Genomic DNA, 25,881 nt, shown 5'->3' with positions numbered 1-25,881 from the left:
GTATTATGAAAAACAATAAGAAAATCATTATAAGCATCATTGTTTTAATCGCTCTAGGTATAACAGCATTCTTTTTTATACAAGGAGATGATGCTATAATTATAGAAGCTAAATCCGTTACAGCTAAAAAAGCTAATGTAACTACAATGGTTACAGCAACAGGAACTATTGAACCTATAAACCAAGTAGATGTTGGTACACAGGTTTCTGGAGTAGTAGAAAAAGTATATGTAGATTATAATAGTCAAGTAAAAGAAGGACAGCTTATTGCTGAATTAGATAAAACAAACCTAAAAGCTTCACTTACACAAGCACAAGCAGCTTATGATAATGCGGTTAGTCAAAGAAATTATACTAAAACTATTTACGAAAGACAAAAAACGCTATTTGATAATCAAGTTATTAGTAAATCTGATTTTGATGACGCTGCCTACAATTATGAAACAGCAAAAGGAACAGTCACACAACGTTATTCCGATTTACAATCTGCAAGAACCAATTTAGGCTATGCAAATATTTATTCGCCAATAGATGGTGTTGTTTTATCAAGAGATATAGAAGAAGGACAAACAGTAGCAGCTAGTTATAGTACACCAACGCTTTTTACAATTGCTCAAGATTTAAAAGAAATGCAAGTAGAAGCAGACGTAGATGAAGCTGATATAGGACAAGTTAAAGAAGGACAACGTGTAGAGTTTACAGTAGATGCTTATATAGGAGAAACATTTAATGGTGTGGTAACACAAGTTCGTTTAGATCCTACAGTAACCTCAAATGTAGTAACTTATACTGTTGTAATTAAAGCAGAAAATGAAGATTTAAAACTTAAACCAGGATTAACTGCAACTATTTCAATTTACACATTAGAATTAAAAGATGTATTAACTGCAGAAGCTAAAGCCATTAACTTTAAACCAGATCCTGAAACTTTAGCAACATATAATACACATCATAATTTATCTAATAATACAAGTGAATCTTCAAATAAAGAAACTACACTTTGGGTATTAGGTAAAGACAGAAGCATTACTTCTAAAACAGTTACACTAGGAGCAAGTGACGGAGTAAATGTGCAAGTTTTAAGCGGTATTAGTCAAGGAGATGAGTTGGTATACAGCTTAAAAGCAATTTCTAAATCTCAAGCTAATCCTCCAGGAACTAATGAAAGTCCATTTATGCCACAACGTCCAGGAGCTAAGAAAAAATAGAAAAACCATGAGTAAAGAAATCATTAAAATAGAAGATTTAAAACGAGAGTTTACTATGGGAACCGAAACGGTTCACGCATTACGAGGGATTTCATTTTCTATAAAAGAAGGAGAGTTTGTAACCATAATGGGTTCTAGTGGATCCGGAAAAAGTACCATGCTAAACATTTTAGGATGTTTAGATCAACCAACTTCTGGAACCTATGAAATTGATGGTGTGAGTGTTAAAGATTTATCTAGAAACGAATTAGCAACCATTAGAAATGAAAAGATTGGTTTTATTTTTCAATCGTATAATTTGTTAGCAAGAACATCTGCAATAGAAAACGTAGAATTACCACTTTTATACAACAGCAAAGTATCTACCGAAGAACGTAGAAAACGCGCTATAAATGCATTAGAAATGGTTGGTTTAGGAGAACGTTTACATCATACACCATCGCAACTTTCAGGAGGACAACAACAGCGTGTTGCCATTGCCAGATCGTTAGTGAATAATCCGGTAATGATTCTGGCAGATGAAGCTACAGGAAACTTAGATACAAGAACATCTTATGAAATTATGTCCTTGTTTCAAGAATTAAATAAAAAAGGAATTACCATCACTTTTGTTACACATGAACCAGATATAGCAACCTTTAGTAGCAGGACAATAGTATTAAAAGATGGTGAAATCATGCAAGATTATCAAAATCAAAATGTACAATCTGCTGCAAAAGAGTTAGCCAAATTACCTAAACAAGATGATTAATTATGAGACTATATAATTTATTTAAAATTGCAACAAAAGCAATTGTTCTTAATAAAACAAGAACCTTGCTTACCATGTTAGGAATCATCATTGGTGTAGCATCTGTAATTGCTATGTTAGCTATTGGTGAAGGATCAAAAGAAAGTATCCGTACCACAATTTCAGCCATGGGTTCAAACATGATAACCATAAGACCTGGTGCTGATGATAGAGGTCCTGCTAGAGGTAGTGGTGGTGATGTACAAACATTAACACTGGCAGATTATCAAGAAATAAAAGAACAAACAGATTTACTTAGTTATATAACACCTGTTGTAAATGGTGGAGGACAAGTAATTAATGGTTCTAACAACTGGCCAAGTACTATTTATGGTGTAAATCCTGAATATTTAAATATAAAAGTAGTTGGTTTACAAAGCGGAAGTATGTTTACAGATGCAGAAGTGAAATCGGCTTCTAAGGTTGCTTTAATAGGTCAAACCGTTGTTGATAATGTATTTCCAGATGGGCAAGAACCTGTAGGGCAAATGATTCGTTTTGATAATATTCCGTTTAAAGTCATTGGTGTTTTAGAAGAAAAAGGAGAAAACACTTTTGGTCAAGATCAAGACGATGTCGTTATTGCGCCATTTACAACAGTACAAAAACGAATTTTAGCTATAGATTATTTAAATCAAATAATGGCTTCTGCAATTAGTGAAGATGATGCGCCAGAAGCCGTAGAACAAGTCACAGCCATTTTACGTGAACAACATAAATTAATGGATAGTGAAGAGGATGATTTTACAGTTCGTTCTATGGAAGAATTAATTTCTACTTTTAGTTCAACCTCAGAAATGCTTACGGTTTTATTAGTAGCAGTTGCAAGTATTTCCTTATTAATTGGAGGAATTGGTATTATGAATATTATGTACGTTTCTGTAAAAGAACGAACTAAAGAAATTGGACTACGAATGGCTGTAGGAGGAAAAGGGTCTGATATTTTAATGCAATTTTTAATTGAAGCCATTTTAATTAGTATAACAGGTGGTGTTTTAGGTGTAATCTTAGGTCTTGGAGCAACTGTTTTTATTGAGAAATTTTTAAATTGGCCTACAAGTGTTGCCTTATATTCTATCGTAATTTCGTTTGCCGTTTGTGCTATAACAGGTATCTTTTTTGGTTGGTATCCTGCAAGAAAAGCTTCCGCTTTAGATCCAATTACCGCTTTACGTTACGAGTAACAAACGTATAGCTTTTGTTAAAACAATATACATCCTAAATACAATAATTATGAAATATCTAAGTATTACAAAAATAGGCATCCTAGTTATGGTTTTAGTCTTATTTACAGCTTGTGGTTCTAAGCAAAAAAAAGAGCAACAAGAACAAAGTCAACAAGAACAAGGTGCACATGAGCAAAGGCCTGAAGGAGGAGAACGACCATCTATAGCAGACATGCTAACAGAAATGGACAGTGATAAGGATGGAAAATTATCTGAAAGCGAGGTAAAAGGTCCTTTAAAAAATGATTTTTCAAAAATAGACGCCAATACCGATGGTTTTATTACAGAAACCGAATTAAATAATGCCCCAAAGCCAGAAGCTAATGAAAATGGCAGACCTCCAAGAAATGACAAACAATTACCTTCAATAGAAGAGGTGCTTGCAACATTGAATAGCCAGGATAATAAAGAAATAAAACTATCCGAAAAAAATTATGTATTACCAACCACAGGACAAGTAAAAACGTATGATGCCGTTGGTAAAACATTAAGTAATTTACAACCTGGTGATGCTTTTTATGGGCAAGATGGAAATTATCAGAGCGGAGAAAACATGTCGTACACAGACCATGGCAATGGTACAGTTACCGATAATGTTACTGGTTTAATGTGGGCACAAGAGCAATCTACCGAAGCTAAAGGCTGGGTGGAAGCTGCAGCATATTGTGAAAACCTGACACTTGGTGGATATACAGATTGGCGTTTGCCAAGCATTAAAGAACTTTGGTCTATAAGAAACCAATCTACAGGTTGGCCATATATAGATACGGAATATTTTCATTTAGTAAGTAGTGATGGTAAGGAGCAAAGAGAACAACATACTTGGTCTAGTAATTTCTATTTGGTAAATACAGCAGAATCTAAAAAGCGTGTCGCCTTTATCGTGAACGATTGGACAGGTCATATTAAAGCCTTAGATGGCAGACGGTATGTACGTGCCGTTCGTGGAGGAATTTATGGTGTAAATGATTTTATCGATAACGGTAATAATACCATAACAGATAAAGCCACGGGATTAATGTGGTCTAAAACAGATAGTAAAACAGGAATGCATTGGGAAGAAGCACTTGCTTATGCAGAAGATTCAGAATTTGCGGGCTATACCGATTGGCGCTTACCAAATGTAAAGGAGTTACAAAGTATTGTAGACTATTCAGGAATATTTCCTGCTATTGATACCACTTATTTTGATATTTCTAAAATTACAAATGAAGCTGGAAATAAGGATTATCCTTACTTTTGGACTAGTACATCTGCAGGAAGCGAAAAAGTAAGCGGAATGTATTTTGCAGATTATGTTGCTTTTGGATATGCAGTAGATCATGATGGTGAAGATATACATGGAGCAGGTGCAGTGCGTTTTGATACTAAAGTTAAAGATGGACCAGCGGTTCAAAATGAAGAGCGTATAAATAATTATGTTCGATTGGTTAGAAATGTAAAATAAAAGCAGCTCTTAAATTTAAATAATTACTATTATGAAAAAAGATATAAACTTCGGATTATTACTATTAAGAATAATAATAGCAGGACTAATGTTATTTCATGGCATTGCAAAGCTAAGTAGTTTAACAGGTATTGAAAATATGCTTGCAGAAGTTGGTTTACCAACTATATTGGCCTATGGTGTGTATGTTACTGAATTGGTAGCACCAATATTAATTATAATAGGGTTTAGAACAAGAATAGCATCCTTAGTGTTTTTCTTTGGTATGATTGCCGCACTTGTTTTAGCACATTATCATCATATATTTGCTATTTCAAAAACAGGAGGTTTAGAAATTGAATTACTTTTGTTATATGCATTTGGAGGTTTAGTATTCTTTTTTACTGGTTCTGGAAGCTATGCAGTATCTACTTTAAATAAGTGGGATTAACAATAAATATTTTAAAATGCATAAAAATAAAAAAATAAATATCCTTTCACACATTCTAGTTTGGCTTGTCTTATTTAGCATGCCTTATCTTTTATCCTATGGGCAAGAGCAAGAAATTAATAGAATTATTGCTCATTTCTGGATACCATTACTATTTTATGCTTGCATTTTTTACATCAATTATTTTATTTTTATAGACCGTTTTTTATTTCCCAAAAAAACAACACAATTTATTTTAATTAATGTTGTAATCATTGCTTTTTTTATCTTTTTAAAAGAACAAATAGAAGTTACCTTTTTTGAAGAGCTTAATAAAAAAAGACCAGATACAGCCGAAGGTAATGGTCCACCATTTAAAATGTTTGTTTACATACAAATGTTATCTTATATGGCGCCATTACTGTTTTCAATAGCCATAAAAACCACAAAACGTTGGGTGAAAACAGAAAACGAACGAAAGGAAGCTATTAATTTTAAGCTAAAATCAGAGCTACAACATTTACATTACCAGTTACAACCGCATTTCTTTTTTAACTCGTTAAATAATATTTATGCTATGGTTGATATTTCGCCAGATCGTGCTAAAACTTCTATTCATAGTTTAAGTAAATTGATGCGTTATATGTTGTATGAAACTAATGTAGAATCTATTCCGTTATCTAAAGAAATAGATTTTATGAAAAAATATATCGATTTAATGAAACTTAGAGTTTCAGATAAAACGATTGTTACCTATAATTTTCCAACGGAAGAAACAGGAGTATCTATTGCACCTTTGTTATTTATTTCTTTAATTGAGAATGCTTTTAAACACGGTGTATCTGCAAGTAAACCAAGTATAATAGATATTACTATGACATGCCATGAAAAAACTGTTTTATTTACCATAGAAAATGATAACTTTCCTAAAAAAACAGACGATAAAAGTGGATCAGGAATAGGAATTAGTAATATTGAAAAACGATTAGAATTACTGTATCCAAATAAAAATGATTTTAAAACTTTTGTTAAAGACGATCGTTTTGTTGCTCATTTAGAAATTCAAACCCATTAAAATATGAGAAACTTAAAAATCACCTGTGTTATTGTAGACGATGAGCCTATGGCTTTAAATTTAGTAGAAAGTTATGTGGAGAAAACACCTTTTTTAGAGCTAAAACAAAAATGTAGTAGTGCTATGGAAGCGATGGAGTTTATAAAAGAACATCCAGTAGATTTATTGTTTTTAGATATACAAATGCCAGATTTAACGGGTTTAGAATTTTCTAAAATGCTACCAAAAGAGACACGTGTAATTTTTACAACCGCATTTGATCAATATGCTTTAGATGGTTTTAAAGTAGAAGCTTTAGATTATCTTTTAAAGCCTTTTGATTATGCTGAGTTTTTAGCTGCAGCCAATAAGGCAAATACTTGGTTTGCATTAGTAAAAGGAAAACAAAAAAGTTTAGTGTCTGAAGAAAAAGAATTCCTTTTTGTAAAATCTGAATACAAACAACTACGTATCAAACTTGCAGATGTGTTGTATTTTGAAGGATTGAAAGATTATATTAAAATATGGTTAAAAGATAATCCAAAACCTGTTTTAACCTTAATGAGTTTAAAGTCTTTAGAAGAAGAATTACCAGATACACAATTTATGCGTGTACATCGTTCTTTTATAGTTTCCTTAAACAATATTGATGTTATAGAACGTAGCCAAATTATAATTAATGAACAGCGTATAACCGTTTCTGAACAATACAAACCAAAATTTTTAAATTATATAAATAATAATTCTCTTTAAAGACATTTCGTCTATAAAATCACCCTTTTTATAGATTAATAAATAACATAAGTATATTTTATAGTTTATTAAAAAAACTGAAGGTTATTTTTGTAAAAAAAATAACAAAACAAATGCAAATTATGAAAAAACTAGTACTTACAATAGCAATTACAATAGGTTTATTTAGTTGTGATAGCGTAAAAAATGTTAATACATCAACAGTATCACAAGCTGCAACACTATTAAGCTCTTTAAGCTCTAATTCTACAGTGCAGCAAATTTCTACCCTTTTTAATTTACTAGATAGCAATAATGATGAAGCTATTAGTTCTACAGAAGCAATAGGTTCTGTTGCCGAAAATTTTAACGTACTAGATACAGATAGTAATTCAAGCTTAAACTTAACAGAATTAACAGGTTTATTAGGCTTATTAAAATAACATAAAAATCCTAAAGTTTTTAAAAGCATACATTAAATGGTATGCTTTTTTTATGCCTTAATATTACATATAAAAAAAACATATCTATACAATTACATAGTTGGTAGATACAATTAGCCTAAATTTCTAGTTTCTTTTTTCTTAAGAATAAATACTGCTACTTTTAAACTATCACAATGAGACATAGTCTTAATAGTGAAAGAAAAATGTAGAACCTTTTAATTATAGAAAATTATGAAAACATTTATAAAAACATTCATTTTACCAATTGTATGTATTGTGGCTTTTTCAGCAACAACTACAGCACAAACAAGACGTACTACAAATGCAAAAACAGTTGTAACAACGACAACAAAAAAAACTACAGCAAATAGCAGAATACCTAGATCTAAAGTTACTTATAAAAAAGCTACGCGAAAGGTGGTTTCTGTAAGAAACGTTCCAAATAAAACAGTAGTTAAACACAAAGGACAAAACTATTATTACGCCAATAATAAGTTTTATACACAATCTAGAGGTCGTTATATTGTTATAGCTCCAAAGGTTGGATTTAGAGTAAAAGCATTACCTGATCATTATAAGCGAATAGCTTATAATAATGGTTTTTATTTTAACGCAAACGGTATATTTTATGTACAAATAAATAATGAATATGAAGTTGTAGACCCTGAAATAGGTACAGTTGTTTATGAATTACCAGAGGATTATGAAAAAGTAAGTATAGACAACCAAACATATTATGAATATGCCAATGTTTTATATGAAAAAGTACAAGTTGATGGCGTTAGAGCTTATGAAGTGGTAGGTATTATAGATATTGATTAGTTTAATTTAGTTTGATTAATAGCAGGAAAGGAGGATAATTGTATGGTTATCCTCTTTTCTGTTTTATAAAGTTATAACTGTATAATTAATTAGAATATAAAATTAAAAATACACCAAGCATTATTCCGGCTAAAGGAATTAATTTTTTACGTTTATTTTGCTCTTTAAATACTAATCCACCAATAACTACAGCTATAAGTATTTGGCTTCGTTTTATAGCAGATAACAACATAATTAATGCTTCAGGATCTTGTAACGCTTTAAAATAAAAATAATCTGCAGCTTGTAATAAAATACCAACAGCTATTATAGACCATCTAAAGGTAAAAGCTTTTCGTTTTTCTGCAAAAGGAAACCAAGTTATAGATAGAATAAATAATAAAATGAGTATGGTGTATAAACAGAACCAAAACTGTAAGGTTTGCGGATTTAGAGCTATGTTCTGGATTAAAAACTTATCATACAAACCACTTGAAGCTCCTAAAAAAGTAGCAGCTATAATGGCAAATATCCATTTATTTCTCTTAAAATTAATACCTTCTTTTTTTCCTATTTTAGAATAGAGTAGTACCGAAAAGATAATTAAGAAAAAACCAATCCACTGAAACAAATTAGGACTTTCTTTATAAATTAAAATAGCACCAATAAACGTAAAAAAAGGTCCAGCAGAACGTATTGGTGTAACTATGGTTATTGGTAAATGTTTTAAAGCCTGGTAAGCTAAAACCCAAGAACTAGCCATAATTACAGATTTTATAAAAATAAAACCATGCGTTTGCCAAGAAATTTCTTGAAATTCATAACCATTACTTGCTGCGTATTCTGGATAGAAAATAGACAGTATATAAAAGGTAGCTACAAATAAAAATCCACTAGAAACTGTACCTAAAAGCACAGGAAAAACCTCATTACCCTGAACGGCATGTTTTTTACATAAGTTATGTAATCCTAAAAATAATGCGGCTAAAAGCCCTAAATACATCCACATGGCGCGAATATAGTTTTTTAAGAGATTTTGATTTCATATAAACTACTAAAAATAAAAAGCACTTTGTGTTTTTAGTAGGTAAACCTCTAAATTACTTAAAGTGCTGTTTCATTTTTTTAAATTCTGTAATAGGTGTTTTATTATTCCAAATACCACCTAAAACTCCCACACCTTGATAACCTAAAGCATCAAATGCAGCTAAATTATCTGCTGTAACTCCACCCATTCCTATAATTACCTTGTCAATACTGTGCACATCAAAACCACGAGCTATTTTTTCTTTTTTAGATATAGAAGCAAAAACTGGACTTAGTAAATGATAATCAAATTCAAAATAACAATCCTCTAAATCTTTAGGTTCATGAAAAGAAGAACTAATCGTTTTCCCAAAAAGGTTTAGTCCTTTAAAATACTGACCAGGATTATTAATATGATTTATTCTTTCCTGTTCTTGAAAATGAATTCCTTTTAAATTAAAATCATTAATTAATTTATGGTGGTAGTGTACTATAATTCTATTGTGATACTGTTTATCAATACTATTTAAATAATCACAATGTGCTTGGTAGTCTTTATTTGGTTTTCTAAAATGAAAGTATTGCAAACCCGCTTTAAATAACTGTGTAAGAATTTCTATTTCATTAGGTATATCCTTTTCAGGAGCTATTACAATAATCATTGTATTTTTATTTAAAAGTATGTCTTTGCTCTTGTGTTACAGAAGCATTTAACAATTGGTTAAAGGTTTTTATAGTATTAAAATTTTTGGTAATAGCATTAGAAACTACAATACCAGAAATACCTGTTTTTAAAATATCTTTTACATCTTCTATATTTATCTTGCCAAAGCCAAGAATAGGGATTGGTGTTTTTAAAACATCTGTAATTGCAGTGTAACCGTTTAATCCTAATGCAGTATTTAAGTTTTTATTGGTTATTTGGTTGCTAAAAGGACCTAAACTAATGTAGTCAATCTCTTGATCTAATAGTTTTTCGCAATCTTCTAAAGTATTTGCTGCAGCTCCTATACTTTGCCAAGTATAGAGATATTTTCTAACTATAGTAGGAGAGGTGTCTGTTTTTTCTAAATATACACCATCTGCTTTTATTTCTTTTGCTACTTTATAATACCTATTAATTATTAATCTTGTTTGATAGTGAGAAGTAATTTTCATAACTTCTTTAGCTACTTTTAACACCTTTTTTTCTGAAGCATTTTCCATACGTAACTGCACCAATTCTATACCAGAAGTGCATGCATTTTGTATGTTTTCTAAAAGTTCTTTAGGAGAATTTCCTTGTGCTATATAATGTAATTTAGGTATCATCATGTTTTTGGTTTTACTCTTTTACTTATTAAAGGTTTTCAAGAAGGCTTTGTAATGCATAATACAAACGATTTTGTGCATTTTCTTGTGAGCCGAAAATAGAACGAAATAATTCTCCTTTATTAGAAATTAATACCCATTGTGGAGTACCTTCTGCCTGAAATTGATCAAAAACTTTATGGTGTTTATCTATGTAAATAGGAAACGGATTTTCGCCACTTGTAAAAATACTTTTTATTGTTTCTTTTGTGCCTTCTCTATTTACAAAATCGGCATGAATACCTACTACCTGAAGATTTGGATACTGTTGTTGAAACTCATAAGCTAAAGGAATAGCTCTACCTGTACAGCCTAAGCAGTCATTATTGTAAATTAAAAGCAGTAAGACCTTGTTTTTATATCTAGTCATTAAATCTACAGCATGACCATCTAAATCTAAAACAGGTATGGATTGAACAAGAGTATTCATTTATAAGTTTTGCGTTTTTTTATTAATAAGTACAAATTTAGGGATTAAATACTATGCATAGTTTATTTAAAAGTTTATTATTCTTTTAAAGTAATACGTTATGTAACTTTGCTTTTATTATTGTGCTAAAACATCACCAATTGTGCACATGTATCTTGTATTTATGACAACAAAAAAGACCACTTACTCTATATTAGACCTTGCATTAGTATCTGCAGGACATACACTTAAACAAACATTTAATAATGTGCTAGAATTAGCAGTGCATGCAGAAAGTTTTGGTTATACTCGCTATTGGTTGGCAGAGCATCATAATTCTTCAAATATAGCTAGTAGTGCAACCTCTGTTTTAATAGGCTATGTTGCGCAAGGTACAAAAAGGCTTCGTGTAGGTTCTGGAGGAGTAATGTTACCTAATCATTCGCCATTAATAATAGCAGAACAGTTTGGTACTTTAGCTTCTTTATATCCTAACCGAATTGATTTAGGTTTAGGAAGAGCTCCAGGAACAGATAGAGAAACTGCTGAAGCGATACGTAGTGATTTTATGCAAGCAGCACATGCTTTTCCGCAGGAATTAGAAAAAATAGAACAATACTTTTCTGTAGAAAATAAAAATGCTAAAGTACGTGCCACAGTAGCAGAAGGAGTAGAGGTGCCTATTTATATTTTAGGTTCTAGTACAGATAGTGCACATCTTGCAGCAAAAAAAGGTTTGCCGTATGCTTTTGCTAGTCATTTTGCAACCACGCATTTATTTCATGCTTTAGCAATTTATCGTGAAGAGTTTAAATCCTCAGCTCTATTACAAAAACCTTATATAATAGTAGGAGTAAACATCATTATTGCAGATACAGATCAAGAAGCAGAGCGTTTATCTACTTCTTTAATACAAATGATTATTGGTTTATTTACAGGTAAACGTGATAAAGTACAACCACCAAGTGATATGACGGAGGATTTGAAACAGGTGATGCAAAACCCACAAGTACATCAAATGCTAAAATATGCTTTTATAGGAAGTAAAGCTAGTGTAAAAAAGCAAGTAAAAGCATTTATAGCAGAAACCAATGCCAATGAACTTATTGCTGTGACTAATATTTATGATATTAAGGATAGAATAAAATCTTATAAGTTATTTGCTGAAATTATGGAAGAACTTAATGACAACCACTAACTAAACCTTTAATACATAACACTAATAAAAAAGATAGTAAAAATGCTTAAGAGCATTTAATAGTTTTTAAAACTCACTTAGTTTTTCTGAAAAGTTAAGTAGTCTGTTCCACCATTTCCTCCGCTAATGTCAATTAATTCAATTTTAGTTGCGGAATGCAAAAATATATCCCAATCATCATTTAAATCTTCAAAATCATTAGTTAGATTAAAATTTATATTAAAATCTAAATCATCATCACTGCTACTGCTGCTATTAGTAATACTCCAAGTACCATCATAACTAATAGTTTCGTTATCAGCATTTAAAACTCCAGAACTATAAAATGTAAAATTATAGCCTGTAAAATGGTACGTTTCATCTGTACCTGAATCAATAAAACTAGTTATTCTCCAGGTTCCTGATTGTATGTTGCTTTGTATTTGACTTTGAGTAGTTGCACTAGAAGAATCATCATCATCATCTGAAGAGCAGGATATAATAAAAAAGAAGATACCTAAAAATAAAATAAAACGAAATAAGATTTGTTTAGCTTTCATCATTATATAGTTTATTAATTAAACAAAATGTAGGTGTTATTATATAATATATTAAAAATAGTTATTATAACCTAGTAGTTGTTTAATTAGTATAAGAAACTATATTTTTAATCTGCTATAAACTAAATGCTTATAGCTTTCTCCTATTGCAATTCTTTCGTCTTTAATAATGATTCTATTTTTTTGGATAGAAGTAATTTTATTTACGTTTACAATATAAGACCTATGTACTCTAATAAAAGTGTTTTCAGGTAGTTTAGACTGAATTTCTTTAAAACTCATAAGTGTTAATATGGGTTTTGATTTTTCAGAATGAATTTTCAGATAATCTTTTAAACCTTGTATATACTTAATTTCTTTTATATCTATTTTTAAATTTTCATATTCAGATTTTACAAAAATAAAGTCATCTTCCTGTACTGTAGTTTCTCCTCCTGCAGAAGAAAAATTAACAAAGGTATTAGTCTGGTTTAACTTAATCATTTCTTTAACTCTATTTACCGCTTTTATAAATCGCGGAAACGGAATTGGTTTTACTAAGTAATCTGCGGCATTTAAATCAAAACCCTCTAATGCATATTGAGGATAAGCAGTTGTAAAAATAAAGTAAGGTACTTTGCCTTCTAGTGCTTTTATAAGTTCAATACCAGAAATATTTGGCATTTCAATATCAGAAAAAACCAAGTCTATATTATTATTGTTTATAAAATCTAGGGCTTCAATAGCGTTTGTAAATGTAGCGATTAAATCTACACCACCTATGGCTTTACAGTAGGATTCTATAATATCAATAGCTAAAGGTTCGTCATCAATTATTATGCATTTCATCTTCTTTTAAGTTTAAGATTAAAAGAACTCTATAATGGGTTTTGTCTTCAATTATAGTTAGTTCATGATTGTTTTTATAGAGATAATTAAGTTGATTCTTAATGTTTTGTAAACCTACTCCAGAATTTTTTTCATCTCGTGTATGAAGTCCTATTATATTTTCAACTTTAAAAATTAATTTATCGTTTTTTACTTCAATTTTAATATCAATTTCTGTGTTTCCTTTATAATCGGTACCATACTTAAAGGCATTTTCTATAAAGGATATTAATAGTAAAGGGTATATTTTTAATTTTTTGGTATCACCTATTAATTTCAATTTTACGGATTCTGTATTTTTAAACCGTAACTTTTGTAAGGCTATATAATTTTGAATATAATTTATTTCTTTCTCTAATAATACTTGATCATTTCCTACTTCGTATAACATATAGCGCATTAATTCTGATAATGTAATTACAGCTTCTGGCGCATCTTCAGATTTACTACGTACTAAAGAGTAAATACTATTTAAAGAATTAAATAAAAAATGTGGATTTAATTGGTTTCTTAAAAACTTTAATTTTATGTCTTTTTGTTTGCTTTCTAGTTCTTTAGATAGATGTTCTCTTTTGTAAAAGTTAACTACCAAACTAAAAATACCACCTAATAAAAAAAGAGATAAAGAAAACATTATAGGTATTGCATGTTTAAAACCAAATAGACCTCCTGGCATATTGGGATGCATTGGTCTTTTTCTAAATTCTACAGCATGTAATATGAGTTCTTCGGTAACGTAATTGTATAACAGCAAAAAAAGTATAGAAACAAAGATGTATACAAATAGTTTTCGCTTGAGTAAAAGATAAGGTACAAAAACTAAATAGTTTGCATAAAACACAATTGGTGTTAAAGCTTGCCTTAAATACATTCCTGAAGGAATTCTTCCTAAATCCATGTATGCGGTAAATAATGGAAATATACTAAGACACAGCCATACCAAGGTATGTATAATAATTTCTTTATATGCTATTTTACTTTTCAAGCTTCTATAAATTTATACATTAAATTACTGAAAACTAATGTTATTATTTGTTAATTCTGCTACAGTTACTACAGGAAGTGTTTTATTAGTAAGTTTATTAATTACAACTTGACCTACTTTTTGAGCATCTTCTTTGGTTTTAAATACCTGTTTTCCTTTTACAGCAGGAATGTATTCTTGACGAATATATAATTGCTCCTGGTTATAAACCTCGTAAATCCAAGAATTTTCTTTTTCAATAAGCTTTAAACTATAGGTTGAATTTGTTTCTTTTATATCTTCAACAGCATTATTTACAGATTGAAAATATAACAATAGAATAGTAAGAATTGCAATTGCAGAAAAAACGGCAATGTATTTATATATATTTTTCATAATATTTAAATTAAAAAAAGAGCCAGAAGTATAACAGGATTAATATAATACCCTGACTCTTAATTAGCGCATTACGCGACATCAAACTAAACCTATTTATTAATTATCATCATCATCTTGTTCTGCGTTTGGAAAAAATTCCATACAGTCATCAAGATATAAAGTACCATTTCTTCCTAATGCTACAAAAGCACGCTCACCATTACTAAATGCAATAGCATCTCTTCTTGCATAAAGTTCAAATTCTGTTTTTTCTTCCCATTCTTCATCAGATGTATCAAATTCATAAACAGTATTTATACTAGATCCATATTCACCACAAGCAATATACCCTTTACCATCTATAGTAAAAGCTACAGCACTTGATCTATATAGGTAATAATTATCATCATCATCTTCATCAATATCTTCTAACTGAGTCCAAACTTCTGTATCTAGGTTAAATTTCCAAAAATCTTCTTCATAAACACCATTACTAATTCCTGTAGCTAAATACACTTCATTATTAATGGTAAAGGTAATAGCGTCTTTTCTTTTATCTCCTCCAAACCCAATAGATTCTTCCCAAGTATCTGTTGCAGGGTTATATCTCCAGAAGTCTTTTTTGTCACTTCCATCATAACCTGTACCTACATAACCATAGGTGTCAGACCCAAAACCAACAGCACCATAACGTGCAGAACCAGCAAAATCTGAAATTTGTGTCCAACTATTTGCACTTTCATTGTATTTATAGAAATCTGATAATTCCTGGCTTGTATCACCATTATATCCTGTACCTATATATCCTTCATTATTAATAACAAAAGATACTGCAGAACTACGTGCTATACCTGGTAAGTCTGCTAATTGTTGCCAAGAGTTGGTGTCCATATTATAACTCCAAAAATCGTTGTAATAATCATCACCATCATACCCAGTTCCCATGTAACCAAGGTTTCCTAATGTAAAGGCTGTAGAGCTACTTCTAGCTTCTTCATTAAATGTTGATTTTTTTACCCAGTTACCAACACTGTCATCACTATCGTCGTCGTTACTACAACTAAATAAGAGTACAGTTATGGTACTTAAATAAAGAAATCTTAAGGTTGTTTTGCTAATCATTTTTTTCATTTCACTTTTTATTTATATTAAAACTTAATCCTACACTTACAGATAATGATTCTTCAGAATCAAAATTGTAAATTTCATTGTTACTATTATTATTTATGGTAAAGGCACTATTTGTTAAATAACCAACATTAAAAGAGGTGGTCCAGTTTTTATCAAAACGAAGCTTGTATCCTAATGCTAATTTTATGGCTTGAAATTCTAGTTTAGAATTGTATACAGCAGTAGTATCTTCTAAAAATAGAGGAGCAGCATTATTGGCATATATAGATTCTGGTTGTGCTGTAAAATCAATACTTGACTGCTTGTTTATAGTATAATAAGCTCCAGTTATAGGTATACCTAATTGGTATCTAAATTTTTCGGTTACCTGATTAGAGTAGGTAACCAGCGGATAAAAATTAGGTTCACCAAATAAAGCACCATAACCTGCACCTATTTTTAAATACGATTTATTGCCATCTTTTTTCCAATTTTTAATAAAATGTGCAGCATAGCTAAGTACAAAATCTTCACTAGTAACTTTTTTATTTAATGTAGAAGAAACATATGGCGCTATTTCTAGGCTAACATTCCAATTGTTTGCCAACGCTTTATTGTAGTTCATATACATTTGAATCGTGTGTATTTCTCTAAAAGATCTAAAATCATACTGCAAATCAGGTCCTTTAAAATCAATACTATTATTGGTGTAATTAATTCCAAAACCAAAAGCTGATTTCTTTAATAAGGAGGTAAAATCCATAGCAATAGATTTATTCTTCATTTTAAAACCACTTATATCTGGAAAATATTCATATTCTATAGCAACCAAATCTTCTACATTAGTAGTAGTGAAAATTTCTTGTCCATAAGAGAGAATAGAAACCAAACTAAAGGTGATATAAAGAAGTGTCTTTTTACGCATTACTGTATTATTTATAATATAGAATGCTAACATACTACCTCAAGGGTTTACAATACTTATAAAATATACCTATCCATTTTTTTTGTAGACCAACAGGTAATTTTAATCTATAAACTAGGTAGTGCTGTTTTATAGTATAAATCACCCACTTTGTAGATAAATACTCGTGATAAGTATATTATACTTTTTATTAGCTCTAAAGCGTAGTTGATTTGTACAAATACTTATAAGCACATGTTAAAAACACCTTTTTATTTAATAACCTTATTAACGGTTTTAATATTTGTAATCTCATGTTCTTCTGAAGAAGAAACACTTTTAGCAGGAAAAGATTTTACAGATACTAATATTAGAGTATTATCTATTGATACTTTTTTAGTACAACTATCTACTATGAAATTTGATTCTATTACTACCTCTACAGAAGAAAGGTTATTAATAGGACAATATACAGATGCAGATATGGGAGTTATAAACACAGCATCTTATTTTCAAATGAGTCCAACAACATATACATTAAATAATGATGCCGTTTTAGATAGTGTAGGAATAATACTTGGTTATGACACATATTTTTATAATGATACTACACAGGTTTCTACACTTCATATTCATAAACTAACAGACAAATTACGTACAGATGACACGTATTTTTATAACACCTCTTCTTTTGGTTATGAAGACACTCCTTTAGTAACAAAAACCTATCAACCAACACCTAATAAAGATTCGGTTTATGTTACACTGCCTTATACTTTTGGAGAAGAACTATTTAATGGTATTAGAGATAATAATATTACAGATGACGAGTCTTTATACCAACAATTAAAAGGTCTTACAGTACAGCCAGATGCAAATGACAATAGTGCTGTTATTGGTTTTTCTACTAGTAGCGAAGAAACTTATCTTCGATTTTTTTATAGTATGCCAGACGAATTAGAAAGTGAAGAGTATACTTATGATATAGCTATTAATACCTACTTTAATCATATAGATAGTGATGTTTCGGGTTTACCTCAAGAGTTTTTAACAGACCAAGAGGACAATCTTTATTCGCCAAACAGTAATAACATGAGTTATAACCAGGCAGGAACAGGTTATGTTACTAAAATTGAATTTCCTTCTATAAAAAACATTTATGATATTGGTGCAGATGGTACCATATTAGAAGCAACACTATACATAGAACTTAATGCAGATTCTTATTCAGATATACAGCCATTAAGTGAAGAATTATTACTATACACCTTAGATCAAAACAATGATTTTGCAAGTCAAGTAGCAAATAGTATTGATGTGGTAACAGCATCACTAAGTAGTGAAGAATCAGAATTTAACCATGTATTATATAACGTTCCTGTTATCGATTTTATAGATCAAAAACTAAGCGAAAGTCCAGAAACAGAAGATGCGCTTATTTTAATACCAGAAAATTATAATAATACTGTAAATAAAATAATTTTTAACGATAGTGAAAAATCTAATTATAACACCAAATTAATAATAACCTATGCTTTATATGAATAAATCTAAGTACTTAATAGTTTTAGCAATGGTGTGTAGTCTATTTGGATATGCACAAACTAACAACCTTACAAGTTCTCCTTATTCGCTATTTGGTTTAGGAGTAGAAAGCAATTCTAACACAGGTAGAAGTAGTGGTTTAGGTAAAACAGGAATTTCATTAGATGCAAGTGGAGGAGTAAACCTTTATAATCCTGCTTCGTTTGTAACCTTAAAAGAAAATGAGTTTGTTCTTGATTTTGGTGGTTCTGCAGAATTGATAAATCTTTCTGTAGATAATTTAAACGAACAAAGCACAACTACCACTTTTACTAATATTTCTTTAGGGTTTAATTACAATAATAAATATGGTATAGGTTTAACCTTAAAACCAGCTACCACTGTAGGATATTCTCTAATAGGTTTACAAAGTAATATTGAAGGTAGTGATGAAGAATTTACTACCAATATTGAAGGTTCTGGTGGTTTAAATGAATTACGATTAGACTACGGAAGAAAAATAAATAACAATTTAAATCTTGGTATTAAAACCTCTTATTTGTTTGGTAAAATTGAAGAAAGTGAAAATATTACTACATCTGAAAGTTATTTAGATATTTCTGAAAAAAACTATTATAGTGGTTTGCAAATTGGTTTAGGACTACAATACAACCTTTTAAAGAAACATAATATAGGGTTTACATTAGATTTTCCAACGGTTTTAAAAGGATCTAAAGATGTTACAATTGGTAAATATTCTAATTTTGCATACTCTGTATTAGAGCAAACTACAGGAGAAGATATTGACGATTTTTACCTTCCTTTAAAACTAGGATTTGGATATAGTACCTATTTTAAAAACATACTATTAACAGCAGATTATAATAAAAATTTCTGGTCTGCTACCAATCAATCAGATGCGTTAGGGACTTATGTAGATCAAGATATTTTTAGTTTAGGTGCTTCTTATACTATAAACCCAAATAGCCAAAAATACATCAATCGTATAAACTATAGAATGGGTTTAAATTATAATACAGGCTATTTAAAAGTTGATGATACCAAAATAGACTCCTACGCAGCTTCTATAGGTTTTGGTTTACCATTAGGTAAAAGATCACTTTTAAATATTTCGTATTCACTTGAAAAGAAAGGAACCACAGAAAGCATTCTTATTGAAGAATATATTAATACCCTTAATATTAATATTTCTTTGTCCGATTTATGGTTTCAAAAACCTAAGTATGATTAATAATTCTTTACAAATTGAATAATAGCATATACTATTGGCATAGATAACAAAAAGGCAATAGCCATATTACATTATAATGTGGTACTGATTTTGATAATAACTATTTTTGTGAGGGCATTACTTAGAAATAAGTAATGCCTTTATAGGTTATTTTATTTTGTTAAGGTATATTAAAAACCTTCTATTTCAGTAAAATTCATTTAATATAACATTCTTCACACTTACCTTGAAGTAATATTTGTGACACTTCTACTTTACGGTTTTTTATTTCAGGTATAACAACATTTATATCTAAACAATCTACTTTACCACAACTTATACATTGAAAATGCGGATGAATATCTTGATGTACAGTCGCTGAACAACCATTACATTTAGCATACCATTTATGTCCATTTTTTCCTAAGAAAGAATGTAAAACACCATCATCTTCAAGCTTATTTAAAATACGATAAACCGTAGTTTTATTCATTTTAGAACCAAGACGTTCTACCAAAGTAATAACAGAGATTGCACTTGAATCTTTAGCAAATTCATGGAGTACTATTTCTACTGATTTCGTTTTTCTTAAGACACCCATAGTACAAATGTAATGCTACTGCTTAGCATAAGCAAAAAAACAAAGTCAAAATTAATGCCACAAAGTTGCATTAATAGATATTAGTTTTATATTTGCAACTTAGTTGTATTAAGAAATGATAATAATAAAAGAAAATCCAGATAATATTGGTGCACTTGCAAGTACACTTTGCCTAATTCATTGTGTAGCTACACCATTTATTTTTATAGCACAAAGTTGTTCTGTTGCTAATTGTAGTGAGGTACCAACTTGGTGGGGAATTATAGATTACTTATTCTTAATCCTTTCTTTTTTTGCAGTATATCGTACAACTAAAACAACCTCTATAAACAGGATAAAACCTATGTTGTGGTTTAGTTTTTTCTTATTATTTGCTGTGGTAGCAAATGAAAAATATAGTTGGTTTTATTTAAATGAAAATTTTATTTATGTTCCAGCTATAGCGTTAATAGCTTTGCATATTTACAATAGAAAATATTGCCAATGTAAAACAACAACTTGCTGTACAAATGAAGCGTAAAGAACAAATAGAAATATTAGGAGACAATCACTTTTCACAGAATATTAAAACGCCATTACGAGCAGATGCTTTTGATAAAAGTGACGAAGAAAAAATTAAAAATATTCAATATCATTTTAAAATGATTATGGAAGAAATGGGGCTTGATTTAACAGATGATAGTTTATCTGGCACACCATATCGTGTTGCAAAAATGTATGTAAAAGAGTTGTTTTATGGCTTAAACCCAATACACAAACCAAAACTTTCTACGTTTGAAAATAAATATGGATATAAAAAAATGCTGGTAGAGCAAAATATTACAATAGATTCTGCCTGCGAACATCATTTTTTACCCATAATAGGATATGCAAATGTAGCTTATATCCCTAAAGACAAGGTTGTTGGTTTATCTAAAATTAATAGGTTGGTCGATTATTATGCACGTCGACCTCAAGTGCAAGAAAGATTAGTGCTTCAAATTTTAAACCATTTACAAACTGTGTTAGGCACTAAAGATGTTATTGTTTCTGTTACGGCAAAACACCTTTGTGTTTCATCAAGAGGGATAAAAGATCAAAGTAGTTTTACTACTACTTTAGAATATGGAGGTTGTTTTCTAGAAGAAAAGAATCGAAACGAATTCTTAAATATAATAGCACAAGAAAAAATATAAATAACCTCAGCAACAAAAAAACATTTTAGCAGAGATATTAGCTTAACCAATTCTTAATGAATAGTAGTCGCATAAAAAAGAATATTACCTATTTGTTACTTGTAATTTTTATATCTATGAAAATTACGGGACTTCATGCTTTGTCTCATACAGACGCTAATGAAGATGCAATAGATTGTACTATTTGCGACCATGCAATTCTTCATAATGTAACTCCTTTGCAAACACCAGATTTCAATTTTTTAGAGATTAAAAACAATGAACCTGTATTGCAAAGAGAAATAACATTAAATAACAAATGTGTTATTTATAAATATAGTACTTCAAGCAAACTATTTTCTCGGCCACCTCCATTCTTATTATAAGTTTTTTTAAACATTTTATTATTTATAACCAATTTAATAAGAGGATTAAGTTGTTATTAATTACTTAATACTGCTTCCTTTTCATTGTTGTAAACCAACGGTTAACCTAAAAGTTATTGGTAAAAAACACAGATAATAGGTAAAATAAATAATAGGATGTATCGCTCTTATCGTGGTTCTTTTTTAAGAACAATCAACATAACTTATAGTACTCCATTATGTTATATAAAACATTAAGTATATGTCTATTTTTTAGCTTATGCTCTATTACTTATGCACAAGATTCTTTTACAATTAAAGGGTCTGTTGTAAATGCAAACAACTTAAAACCTATAGAAAATGCTAATATTATTTGTAAAAATTTATTCGCTATTTCATCTAAAACAGGGGAATTCATCATAAAAAATGTGCCAAAAGGATCTTATACTTTTAACATATCTCATATTGGTTTTAATGTAAAAAAGGTAACTGTTTTTGTAAATTCTGAAACTGAAATATTACCGGTTTATTTAGAGGAATCTAATACAACTTTACAAGAAGTTGAAATTATAGCAAAATCAAAACAAAGACAAACAAAAGAAACCCCATTAGTTTCTTATAGCGTTTCTAAAACTTTTCTGGATACTAATAGAGAAAATAGTTTAATGCAAACGCTAAGTAAAATACCAGGTGTTAGCACCATTAACATTGGTTCAGGACAATCAAAACCTACGATAAGAGGTTTAGGTTTTAATAGGGTAGCTGTAGTACAAAACGGAATAAAACATGAAGCTCAACAATGGGGAAATGATCATGGATTAGAAATTGACCAACAGGGTATTGAAAATATACAAATTATTAAAGGTCCTGCTTCTTTATTATATGGTTCAGATGCTATTGCAGGTGTTGTTGATATACAACCTAACAAAACACCATTACCTAATTCTTTTGGTGGTGAAGTAAATATACTTGGTGAAAGCAATAATGATTTAATAGGTGTTTCGGCAGGTATTACCACTAGAAAAGATAAATGGTTTTATCGTGGACGATTAACTTACAGAGATTTCGGAGATTATAAAGTGCCAACAGATAAAATTAATTATGAAAATTATGTCTTTGAATTACATGAAAAAAACTTAAGAAATACAGCAGGAAATGAAGCAGATGCTAGTTTAGGTATTGGTTTTGTTTCTGAAGATATAAAATCTGAAACAGTATTTAGTAACGTAAATGCCAAAAACGGATTTTTTGCCAATGCACATGGTTTAGAAGTAAGATCCTCTAGTATAGATTACGACCATTCTAACAGAGATATAGATCTTCCTTTTCACAAGGTAAATCACTTTAAAATCACCAACAATACAGCTGTAAGCGTTGGGGAACACAACTTACAAATAGATCTTGGTTACCAGAACAATAACAGAGAAGAACATTCTGAGCCTGTTCCGCATGGGTATATGCCAACACCTCCAAATACCAAAGAGAGGTTATTTATAAAAAACACCTATTCCTTGAATTTTCGAGATGCCTTTAAACCAACTAAACAACATGATTTGGTAATAGGTTTAAATACAGAATACCAGAATAATAATATAGGTGGATGGGGTTTTTTAATTCCAGAATACAACCGCTTTACTGCTGGTATTTTTGCTTATGATCAGTTAGAGCTTAATTCTAATTTTCATGTCTTAGCAGGTTTACGATATGATGTAGGTAGCGTAGACACCAAAGCATATTATGATTGGTATCCGTCAACAATAAATAACAATGATGGTTCAACATCATACGTACATTTGCAGCGATCTAAAGACAAAACTCTTAATTTTGGTAGTCTTAGTGCTTCTTTAGGTGTTAGTTACATTCATAATAAAACCAGTTACAAAATTAATGTAGGCAGAAGTTTTAGAATGCCATTAGCTAATGAATTGGCATCAGATGGAGTAAATTATCACATGTACAGATACGAAAAAGGTAACCTAGAGTTAGATCCAGAAATATCGTATCAATTAGATGTAGATATAAACCATACTACAAAACTTTTTAGCTTAGGTATTAGTCCCTTTGTAAATATATTTCAAAATTATATTTACCTAAACCCAACCTCAAGCTATTACGAAACCATACAAATTTACGAGTATACACAAGCTAAAGTTTTTAGAATAGGTGGTGAGCTTAATGCAAGTACCAAAATTTCTAAAAACCTGCAATTAGACGCATCTATAGAGTATGTGTATTCTAGACAGAGAAGTGGAGAAAAAGAAGGGTTTACATTGCCATTTTCTCCGCCTTTATCAGGATTACTATCTGCAAAATATCAATTTAATAAAATACTATTTTTCAAGCAACCACAATTAATTGCAGATTATAGAATTACTGCAGCACAAGAAGAAATTGTACCTCCCGAAGAAAAAACGGAAGGATATCAAGTATTGAATATGTCTTTTTTAGCAGATATAGATGTGTTTAAAAACAATTTACCAATAAAAATACGTGCAAAACTAAACAACGTATTCAATACTAAATATTTTAATCATACCAGTTTTTACAGACTTATAGATGTACCAGAAGCTGGTAGAAATATCTCATTATCGTTAACAGTACCTTTTTAATAATTAATAATCAAATTTAAACTTATGAAAACAACAATTATGAAAACAAATTTAAAATTTTTAGCAATCGTCGCTTCCTTCGGACTCTTTTTTCAATCGTGTAGTAATGATGATGACCATAGTACAGAAAGTAGTGCTCCAGAAATTACAAGCTTTGAATATGGCGAAGGTAGTACTCACGAAACAGGACAAGTAGCTTATAAAGGATCTGACATTCATTTAGAAGCAGAAATTACAGCAGAATCTACCGTAAGTAGTATTACAATTTCTATTCATGCGCATGATTTAGAGCTAGCAGAGGGTGAAGAGGAATGGGAGTTTGAAGAAGTTTTTACAGATGCAAGTTACCTAGTTATTAATCCTACTTTTCATGAGCATGTAGATGTTCCTACAAATATTCCTTCAGGAGAATACCATATTGAACTTTTGGTAACGGATGAATTAGGAAATAGCACAGAAGTAGAAGGTTATATTCAAATTTTAGACGTCATCACTTTAAGTGATTTTTCTGTGGATTCTAGCGTAGCTAGAGGTGATGATTTTCATGCAGAGTTTATGATTCATGCTGTTCATGGTATACACAATATTACAGTAGATATTCATGCTCATGATTTGCCAGTAGCAGATGGTGAAGTAGCTTGGGATTATGAAGCAGAATTTTTAGAAGGCTATCACGAAGAAACAGAGGTAGAATTTCATCAACATATAGATGTTCCTGCTACAGCACCTGTAGGAGAATATCATGTAATTTTTACAGTTCAAGATGAAGATGGTAATACAAAAGAATACGAAACACACATAGATATCACCGAGTAATTAAACAAAATAATACCGCATAGTACCTAAACATGCTATGCGGTTTTAACTATTATTATATGAAATTCACATTAAAATATTTCTATTTTTTTACATTTTTAATATTAACAATGGCATGTTCCAGTGATGACCATCTTGAAATAGATGAAGAAAAACCAACTATTAGCGTAAATTATACAGAAGGTTTCCCACAAGGTTGTGCTTTACTTACTAGAGGAGAAACCTATAATTTTAGAGCTCTGGTAACAGATAATAGCCAATTAGCAGCTTATAGTATTGATATACATCACAATTTTGATCATCATACTCATGATGACCAAGTAACAGAATGTAGTTTAGAAGAAATTAAAACCGCTGTAAACCCTTTAATTTTTGTTGAAAATTATAACATTGAAGGCTCCTTAACAAATTATGAAATTAATGTTTCTATAACCATTCCTAATGATATTGATATAGGAGATTACCATTGTGCATATTCTGTAACAGATAAAACAGGCTGGCAAAGTAGAACATCTGTAGATATAAAAATAATAGAGTAAACAGCATAAAAATAGACTTTTATAAATAGTACCTACTGTTTCAGAGGTAGAAGTTGGACTATATAATAATGGACTTAGAGTTGTACTGTTATCATAAATATAGAACCAAAAAGTGATGAAATCAATTATATTATAATTTTTTCATAACTAAAAAGTGCTTTTCAATATATAGAATTGATATCGT

At 30.0% G+C, this 25,881-nt stretch carries 29 protein-coding genes; 18 read left to right on the top strand and 11 right to left on the bottom strand.

All coding sequences use genetic code 11. The features are described from left to right. The first annotated feature begins 5 nt into the window (after positions 1-5). The 9 genes from KO494_RS03120 to KO494_RS03080 all read left to right on the top strand — a co-directional run bounded on the left by KO494_RS03120 (position 6) and on the right by KO494_RS03080 (position 8,134). The gene (locus KO494_RS03120) at positions 6-1,208 is read left to right on the top strand and encodes an efflux RND transporter periplasmic adaptor subunit (RefSeq protein ID WP_215966140.1); all 1,203 of its coding nucleotides are present in this window, start codon (positions 6-8) and stop codon (positions 1,206-1,208) included. 7 nt (positions 1,209-1,215) lie between these two features. Next, the gene (locus KO494_RS03115; protein WP_215966139.1) at positions 1,216-1,959 is read left to right on the top strand and encodes an ABC transporter ATP-binding protein; all 744 of its coding nucleotides are present in this window, start codon (positions 1,216-1,218) and stop codon (positions 1,957-1,959) included. A 2-nt stretch (positions 1,960-1,961) separates the two neighbouring features. Next, positions 1,962-3,182, top strand: a complete 1,221-nt coding sequence (locus KO494_RS03110) for an ABC transporter permease (RefSeq protein WP_215966138.1) — start codon at positions 1,962-1,964, stop codon at positions 3,180-3,182. 49 nt (positions 3,183-3,231) lie between these two features. Beyond that, entirely contained in the window at positions 3,232-4,671 is a 1,440-nt protein-coding gene (locus KO494_RS03105) for a DUF1566 domain-containing protein (RefSeq protein ID WP_215966137.1), read from the top strand. Between the two features lie 31 nt (positions 4,672-4,702). Further along, positions 4,703-5,101 (top strand): DoxX family protein, encoded by a 399-nt coding sequence (locus tag KO494_RS03100; RefSeq protein WP_215966136.1) that lies wholly within the window; start codon positions 4,703-4,705, stop codon positions 5,099-5,101. A 16-nt stretch (positions 5,102-5,117) separates the two neighbouring features. Then, a complete protein-coding gene (locus KO494_RS03095) occupies positions 5,118-6,155 on the top strand; it encodes a sensor histidine kinase (protein ID WP_215966135.1) in 1,038 nt (345 codons plus the stop codon). 3 nt (positions 6,156-6,158) lie between these two features. Beyond that, on the top strand, positions 6,159-6,887 hold the full coding sequence (locus tag KO494_RS03090; RefSeq protein WP_215966134.1) for a LytTR family DNA-binding domain-containing protein: 729 nt from the start codon (positions 6,159-6,161) through the stop codon (positions 6,885-6,887). 122 nt (positions 6,888-7,009) lie between these two features. After that, a complete protein-coding gene (locus KO494_RS03085; RefSeq protein WP_215966133.1) occupies positions 7,010-7,309 on the top strand; it encodes a hypothetical protein in 300 nt (99 codons plus the stop codon). A 234-nt stretch (positions 7,310-7,543) separates the two neighbouring features. Further along, positions 7,544-8,134, top strand: a complete 591-nt coding sequence (locus KO494_RS03080; RefSeq protein WP_215966132.1) for a DUF6515 family protein — start codon at positions 7,544-7,546, stop codon at positions 8,132-8,134. An 85-nt stretch (positions 8,135-8,219) separates the two neighbouring features. On the opposite strand, the gene KO494_RS03075 is transcribed toward KO494_RS03080, so the two are convergent. The 4 genes from KO494_RS03075 to KO494_RS03060 all read right to left on the bottom strand — a co-directional run bounded on the left by KO494_RS03075 (position 8,220) and on the right by KO494_RS03060 (position 10,919). After that, positions 8,220-9,122: an EamA family transporter gene (locus tag KO494_RS03075; protein ID WP_215966131.1), complete on the bottom strand. Its 903-nt coding sequence runs from the start codon at positions 9,120-9,122 to the stop codon at positions 8,220-8,222. A gap of 91 nt (positions 9,123-9,213) precedes the next feature. Beyond that, the gene (locus tag KO494_RS03070) at positions 9,214-9,801 is read right to left on the bottom strand and encodes a thiamine phosphate synthase (RefSeq protein WP_215966130.1); all 588 of its coding nucleotides are present in this window, start codon (positions 9,799-9,801) and stop codon (positions 9,214-9,216) included. 7 nt (positions 9,802-9,808) lie between these two features. Next, the gene (locus KO494_RS03065) at positions 9,809-10,453 is read right to left on the bottom strand and encodes a thiamine phosphate synthase (protein WP_215966129.1); all 645 of its coding nucleotides are present in this window, start codon (positions 10,451-10,453) and stop codon (positions 9,809-9,811) included. A gap of 25 nt (positions 10,454-10,478) precedes the next feature. Next, a complete protein-coding gene (locus tag KO494_RS03060; protein WP_215966128.1) occupies positions 10,479-10,919 on the bottom strand; it encodes a TlpA disulfide reductase family protein in 441 nt (146 codons plus the stop codon). Positions 10,920-11,082: 163 nt separating this feature from the next. Between KO494_RS03060 and KO494_RS03055 the strand changes: the two genes are divergently transcribed. Next, on the top strand, positions 11,083-12,096 hold the full coding sequence (locus KO494_RS03055) for an LLM class flavin-dependent oxidoreductase (RefSeq protein ID WP_215966127.1): 1,014 nt from the start codon (positions 11,083-11,085) through the stop codon (positions 12,094-12,096). Between the two features lie 77 nt (positions 12,097-12,173). On the opposite strand, the gene KO494_RS03050 is transcribed toward KO494_RS03055, so the two are convergent. The 6 genes from KO494_RS03050 to KO494_RS03025 all read right to left on the bottom strand — a co-directional run bounded on the left by KO494_RS03050 (position 12,174) and on the right by KO494_RS03025 (position 16,912). Next, a complete protein-coding gene (locus tag KO494_RS03050; protein ID WP_252730279.1) occupies positions 12,174-12,638 on the bottom strand; it encodes a hypothetical protein in 465 nt (154 codons plus the stop codon). 96 nt (positions 12,639-12,734) lie between these two features. Further along, positions 12,735-13,463 carry a LytTR family DNA-binding domain-containing protein gene (locus KO494_RS03045; RefSeq protein WP_215966126.1) on the bottom strand — a complete coding sequence of 243 codons (729 nt, stop codon included), beginning with the start codon at positions 13,461-13,463 and terminating at the stop codon, positions 12,735-12,737. Next, a complete protein-coding gene (locus tag KO494_RS03040; protein WP_215966125.1) occupies positions 13,444-14,487 on the bottom strand; it encodes a sensor histidine kinase in 1,044 nt (347 codons plus the stop codon). The genes KO494_RS03045 and KO494_RS03040 overlap by 20 nt, the downstream gene beginning before the upstream one ends. A gap of 24 nt (positions 14,488-14,511) precedes the next feature. Further along, complete coding sequence (locus KO494_RS03035) at positions 14,512-14,862, bottom strand: DUF4907 domain-containing protein (protein WP_215966124.1); 351 nt, start codon at positions 14,860-14,862, stop codon at positions 14,512-14,514. 99 nt (positions 14,863-14,961) lie between these two features. After that, entirely contained in the window at positions 14,962-15,966 is a 1,005-nt protein-coding gene (locus KO494_RS03030) for a kelch repeat-containing protein (RefSeq protein WP_252730277.1), read from the bottom strand. Positions 15,967-15,976: 10 nt separating this feature from the next. Next, positions 15,977-16,912, bottom strand: coding sequence for a DUF6268 family outer membrane beta-barrel protein (locus KO494_RS03025; protein ID WP_215966122.1), 936 nt, complete (start codon positions 16,910-16,912; stop codon positions 15,977-15,979). Positions 16,913-17,113: 201 nt separating this feature from the next. On the opposite strand from KO494_RS03025, the gene KO494_RS03020 reads away from it, so the two are divergent. Both KO494_RS03020 and KO494_RS03015 read left to right on the top strand, forming a co-directional pair. After that, positions 17,114-18,406: a DUF4270 family protein gene (locus KO494_RS03020; protein WP_215966121.1), complete on the top strand. Its 1,293-nt coding sequence runs from the start codon at positions 17,114-17,116 to the stop codon at positions 18,404-18,406. Next, entirely contained in the window at positions 18,399-19,634 is a 1,236-nt protein-coding gene (locus KO494_RS03015; RefSeq protein WP_215966120.1) for a hypothetical protein, read from the top strand. Before KO494_RS03020 ends, KO494_RS03015 begins: the two co-directional genes overlap by 8 nt. A 196-nt stretch (positions 19,635-19,830) precedes the next feature. Here KO494_RS03015 and KO494_RS03010 read toward each other — a convergent pair whose 3' ends face one another. After that, positions 19,831-20,214, bottom strand: coding sequence for a Fur family transcriptional regulator (locus tag KO494_RS03010; RefSeq protein ID WP_215966119.1), 384 nt, complete (start codon positions 20,212-20,214; stop codon positions 19,831-19,833). Positions 20,215-20,329: 115 nt separating this feature from the next. Here KO494_RS03010 and KO494_RS03005 point away from each other — a divergent pair, with 115 nt between their 5' ends. The 6 genes from KO494_RS03005 (at position 20,330) to KO494_RS02980 (ending at position 25,697) form a co-directional block, all read left to right on the top strand. Further along, the gene (locus KO494_RS03005) at positions 20,330-20,734 is read left to right on the top strand and encodes a MerC domain-containing protein (RefSeq protein ID WP_215966118.1); all 405 of its coding nucleotides are present in this window, start codon (positions 20,330-20,332) and stop codon (positions 20,732-20,734) included. After that, complete coding sequence (gene folE, locus KO494_RS03000) at positions 20,724-21,389, top strand: GTP cyclohydrolase I FolE (RefSeq protein WP_215966117.1); 666 nt, start codon at positions 20,724-20,726, stop codon at positions 21,387-21,389. The genes KO494_RS03005 and folE overlap by 11 nt, the downstream gene beginning before the upstream one ends. A 116-nt stretch (positions 21,390-21,505) precedes the next feature. Continuing rightward, positions 21,506-21,754, top strand: coding sequence for a hypothetical protein (locus KO494_RS02995; RefSeq protein WP_215966116.1), 249 nt, complete (start codon positions 21,506-21,508; stop codon positions 21,752-21,754). 218 nt (positions 21,755-21,972) lie between these two features. Continuing rightward, positions 21,973-24,342 (top strand): TonB-dependent receptor domain-containing protein, encoded by a 2,370-nt coding sequence (locus KO494_RS02990; protein WP_215966115.1) that lies wholly within the window; start codon positions 21,973-21,975, stop codon positions 24,340-24,342. A 39-nt stretch (positions 24,343-24,381) separates the two neighbouring features. Then, entirely contained in the window at positions 24,382-25,158 is a 777-nt protein-coding gene (locus KO494_RS02985; RefSeq protein ID WP_215966114.1) for a DUF4625 domain-containing protein, read from the top strand. A 110-nt stretch (positions 25,159-25,268) separates the two neighbouring features. Further along, positions 25,269-25,697, top strand: coding sequence for a DUF4625 domain-containing protein (locus tag KO494_RS02980; protein ID WP_252730273.1), 429 nt, complete (start codon positions 25,269-25,271; stop codon positions 25,695-25,697). Positions 25,698-25,881: the final 184 nt, after the last annotated feature.

It is taken from the genome of Lacinutrix sp. C3R15, assembly GCF_018860825.1.
Taxonomy (GTDB): domain Bacteria; phylum Bacteroidota; class Bacteroidia; order Flavobacteriales; family Flavobacteriaceae; genus Oceanihabitans.
Note: the sequence above shows the minus strand (reverse complement) of the source record. Positions and strands in the feature narration are given on the sequence as shown.

What these genes read in the sequence shown, in the direction of transcription:
- KO494_RS03120 (WP_215966140.1), top strand. Translation starts at nt 6, where the DNA reads ATGAAAAACAATAAGAAAATCATTATAAGCATCATTGTTTTAATCGCT.
- KO494_RS03115 (WP_215966139.1), top strand. Translation starts at nt 1,216, where the DNA reads ATGAGTAAAGAAATCATTAAAATAGAAGATTTAAAACGAGAGTTTACT.
- KO494_RS03110 (WP_215966138.1), top strand. Translation starts at nt 1,962, where the DNA reads ATGAGACTATATAATTTATTTAAAATTGCAACAAAAGCAATTGTTCTT.
- KO494_RS03105 (WP_215966137.1), top strand. Translation starts at nt 3,232, where the DNA reads ATGAAATATCTAAGTATTACAAAAATAGGCATCCTAGTTATGGTTTTA.
- KO494_RS03100 (WP_215966136.1), top strand. Translation starts at nt 4,703, where the DNA reads ATGAAAAAAGATATAAACTTCGGATTATTACTATTAAGAATAATAATA.
- KO494_RS03095 (WP_215966135.1), top strand. Translation starts at nt 5,118, where the DNA reads ATGCATAAAAATAAAAAAATAAATATCCTTTCACACATTCTAGTTTGG.
- KO494_RS03090 (WP_215966134.1), top strand. Translation starts at nt 6,159, where the DNA reads ATGAGAAACTTAAAAATCACCTGTGTTATTGTAGACGATGAGCCTATG.
- KO494_RS03085 (WP_215966133.1), top strand. Translation starts at nt 7,010, where the DNA reads ATGAAAAAACTAGTACTTACAATAGCAATTACAATAGGTTTATTTAGT.
- KO494_RS03080 (WP_215966132.1), top strand. Translation starts at nt 7,544, where the DNA reads ATGAAAACATTTATAAAAACATTCATTTTACCAATTGTATGTATTGTG.
- KO494_RS03075 (WP_215966131.1), bottom strand. Translation starts at nt 9,122, where the DNA reads ATGTGGATGTATTTAGGGCTTTTAGCCGCATTATTTTTAGGATTACAT.
- KO494_RS03070 (WP_215966130.1), bottom strand. Translation starts at nt 9,801, where the DNA reads ATGATTATTGTAATAGCTCCTGAAAAGGATATACCTAATGAAATAGAA.
- KO494_RS03065 (WP_215966129.1), bottom strand. Translation starts at nt 10,453, where the DNA reads ATGATGATACCTAAATTACATTATATAGCACAAGGAAATTCTCCTAAA.
- KO494_RS03060 (WP_215966128.1), bottom strand. Translation starts at nt 10,919, where the DNA reads ATGAATACTCTTGTTCAATCCATACCTGTTTTAGATTTAGATGGTCAT.
- KO494_RS03055 (WP_215966127.1), top strand. Translation starts at nt 11,083, where the DNA reads ATGACAACAAAAAAGACCACTTACTCTATATTAGACCTTGCATTAGTA.
- KO494_RS03050 (WP_252730279.1), bottom strand. Translation starts at nt 12,638, where the DNA reads ATGATGAAAGCTAAACAAATCTTATTTCGTTTTATTTTATTTTTAGGT.
- KO494_RS03045 (WP_215966126.1), bottom strand. Translation starts at nt 13,463, where the DNA reads ATGAAATGCATAATAATTGATGACGAACCTTTAGCTATTGATATTATA.
- KO494_RS03035 (WP_215966124.1), bottom strand. Translation starts at nt 14,862, where the DNA reads ATGAAAAATATATATAAATACATTGCCGTTTTTTCTGCAATTGCAATT.
- KO494_RS03030 (WP_252730277.1), bottom strand. Translation starts at nt 15,966, where the DNA reads ATGATTAGCAAAACAACCTTAAGATTTCTTTATTTAAGTACCATAACT.
- KO494_RS03025 (WP_215966122.1), bottom strand. Translation starts at nt 16,912, where the DNA reads ATGTTAGCATTCTATATTATAAATAATACAGTAATGCGTAAAAAGACA.
- KO494_RS03020 (WP_215966121.1), top strand. Translation starts at nt 17,114, where the DNA reads ATGTTAAAAACACCTTTTTATTTAATAACCTTATTAACGGTTTTAATA.
- KO494_RS03015 (WP_215966120.1), top strand. Translation starts at nt 18,399, where the DNA reads ATGAATAAATCTAAGTACTTAATAGTTTTAGCAATGGTGTGTAGTCTA.
- KO494_RS03010 (WP_215966119.1), bottom strand. Translation starts at nt 20,214, where the DNA reads ATGGGTGTCTTAAGAAAAACGAAATCAGTAGAAATAGTACTCCATGAA.
- KO494_RS03005 (WP_215966118.1), top strand. Translation starts at nt 20,330, where the DNA reads ATGATAATAATAAAAGAAAATCCAGATAATATTGGTGCACTTGCAAGT.
- folE (WP_215966117.1), top strand. Translation starts at nt 20,724, where the DNA reads ATGAAGCGTAAAGAACAAATAGAAATATTAGGAGACAATCACTTTTCA.
- KO494_RS02995 (WP_215966116.1), top strand. Translation starts at nt 21,506, where the DNA reads ATGAAAATTACGGGACTTCATGCTTTGTCTCATACAGACGCTAATGAA.
- KO494_RS02990 (WP_215966115.1), top strand. Translation starts at nt 21,973, where the DNA reads ATGTTATATAAAACATTAAGTATATGTCTATTTTTTAGCTTATGCTCT.
- KO494_RS02985 (WP_215966114.1), top strand. Translation starts at nt 24,382, where the DNA reads ATGAAAACAAATTTAAAATTTTTAGCAATCGTCGCTTCCTTCGGACTC.
- KO494_RS02980 (WP_252730273.1), top strand. Translation starts at nt 25,269, where the DNA reads ATGGCATGTTCCAGTGATGACCATCTTGAAATAGATGAAGAAAAACCA.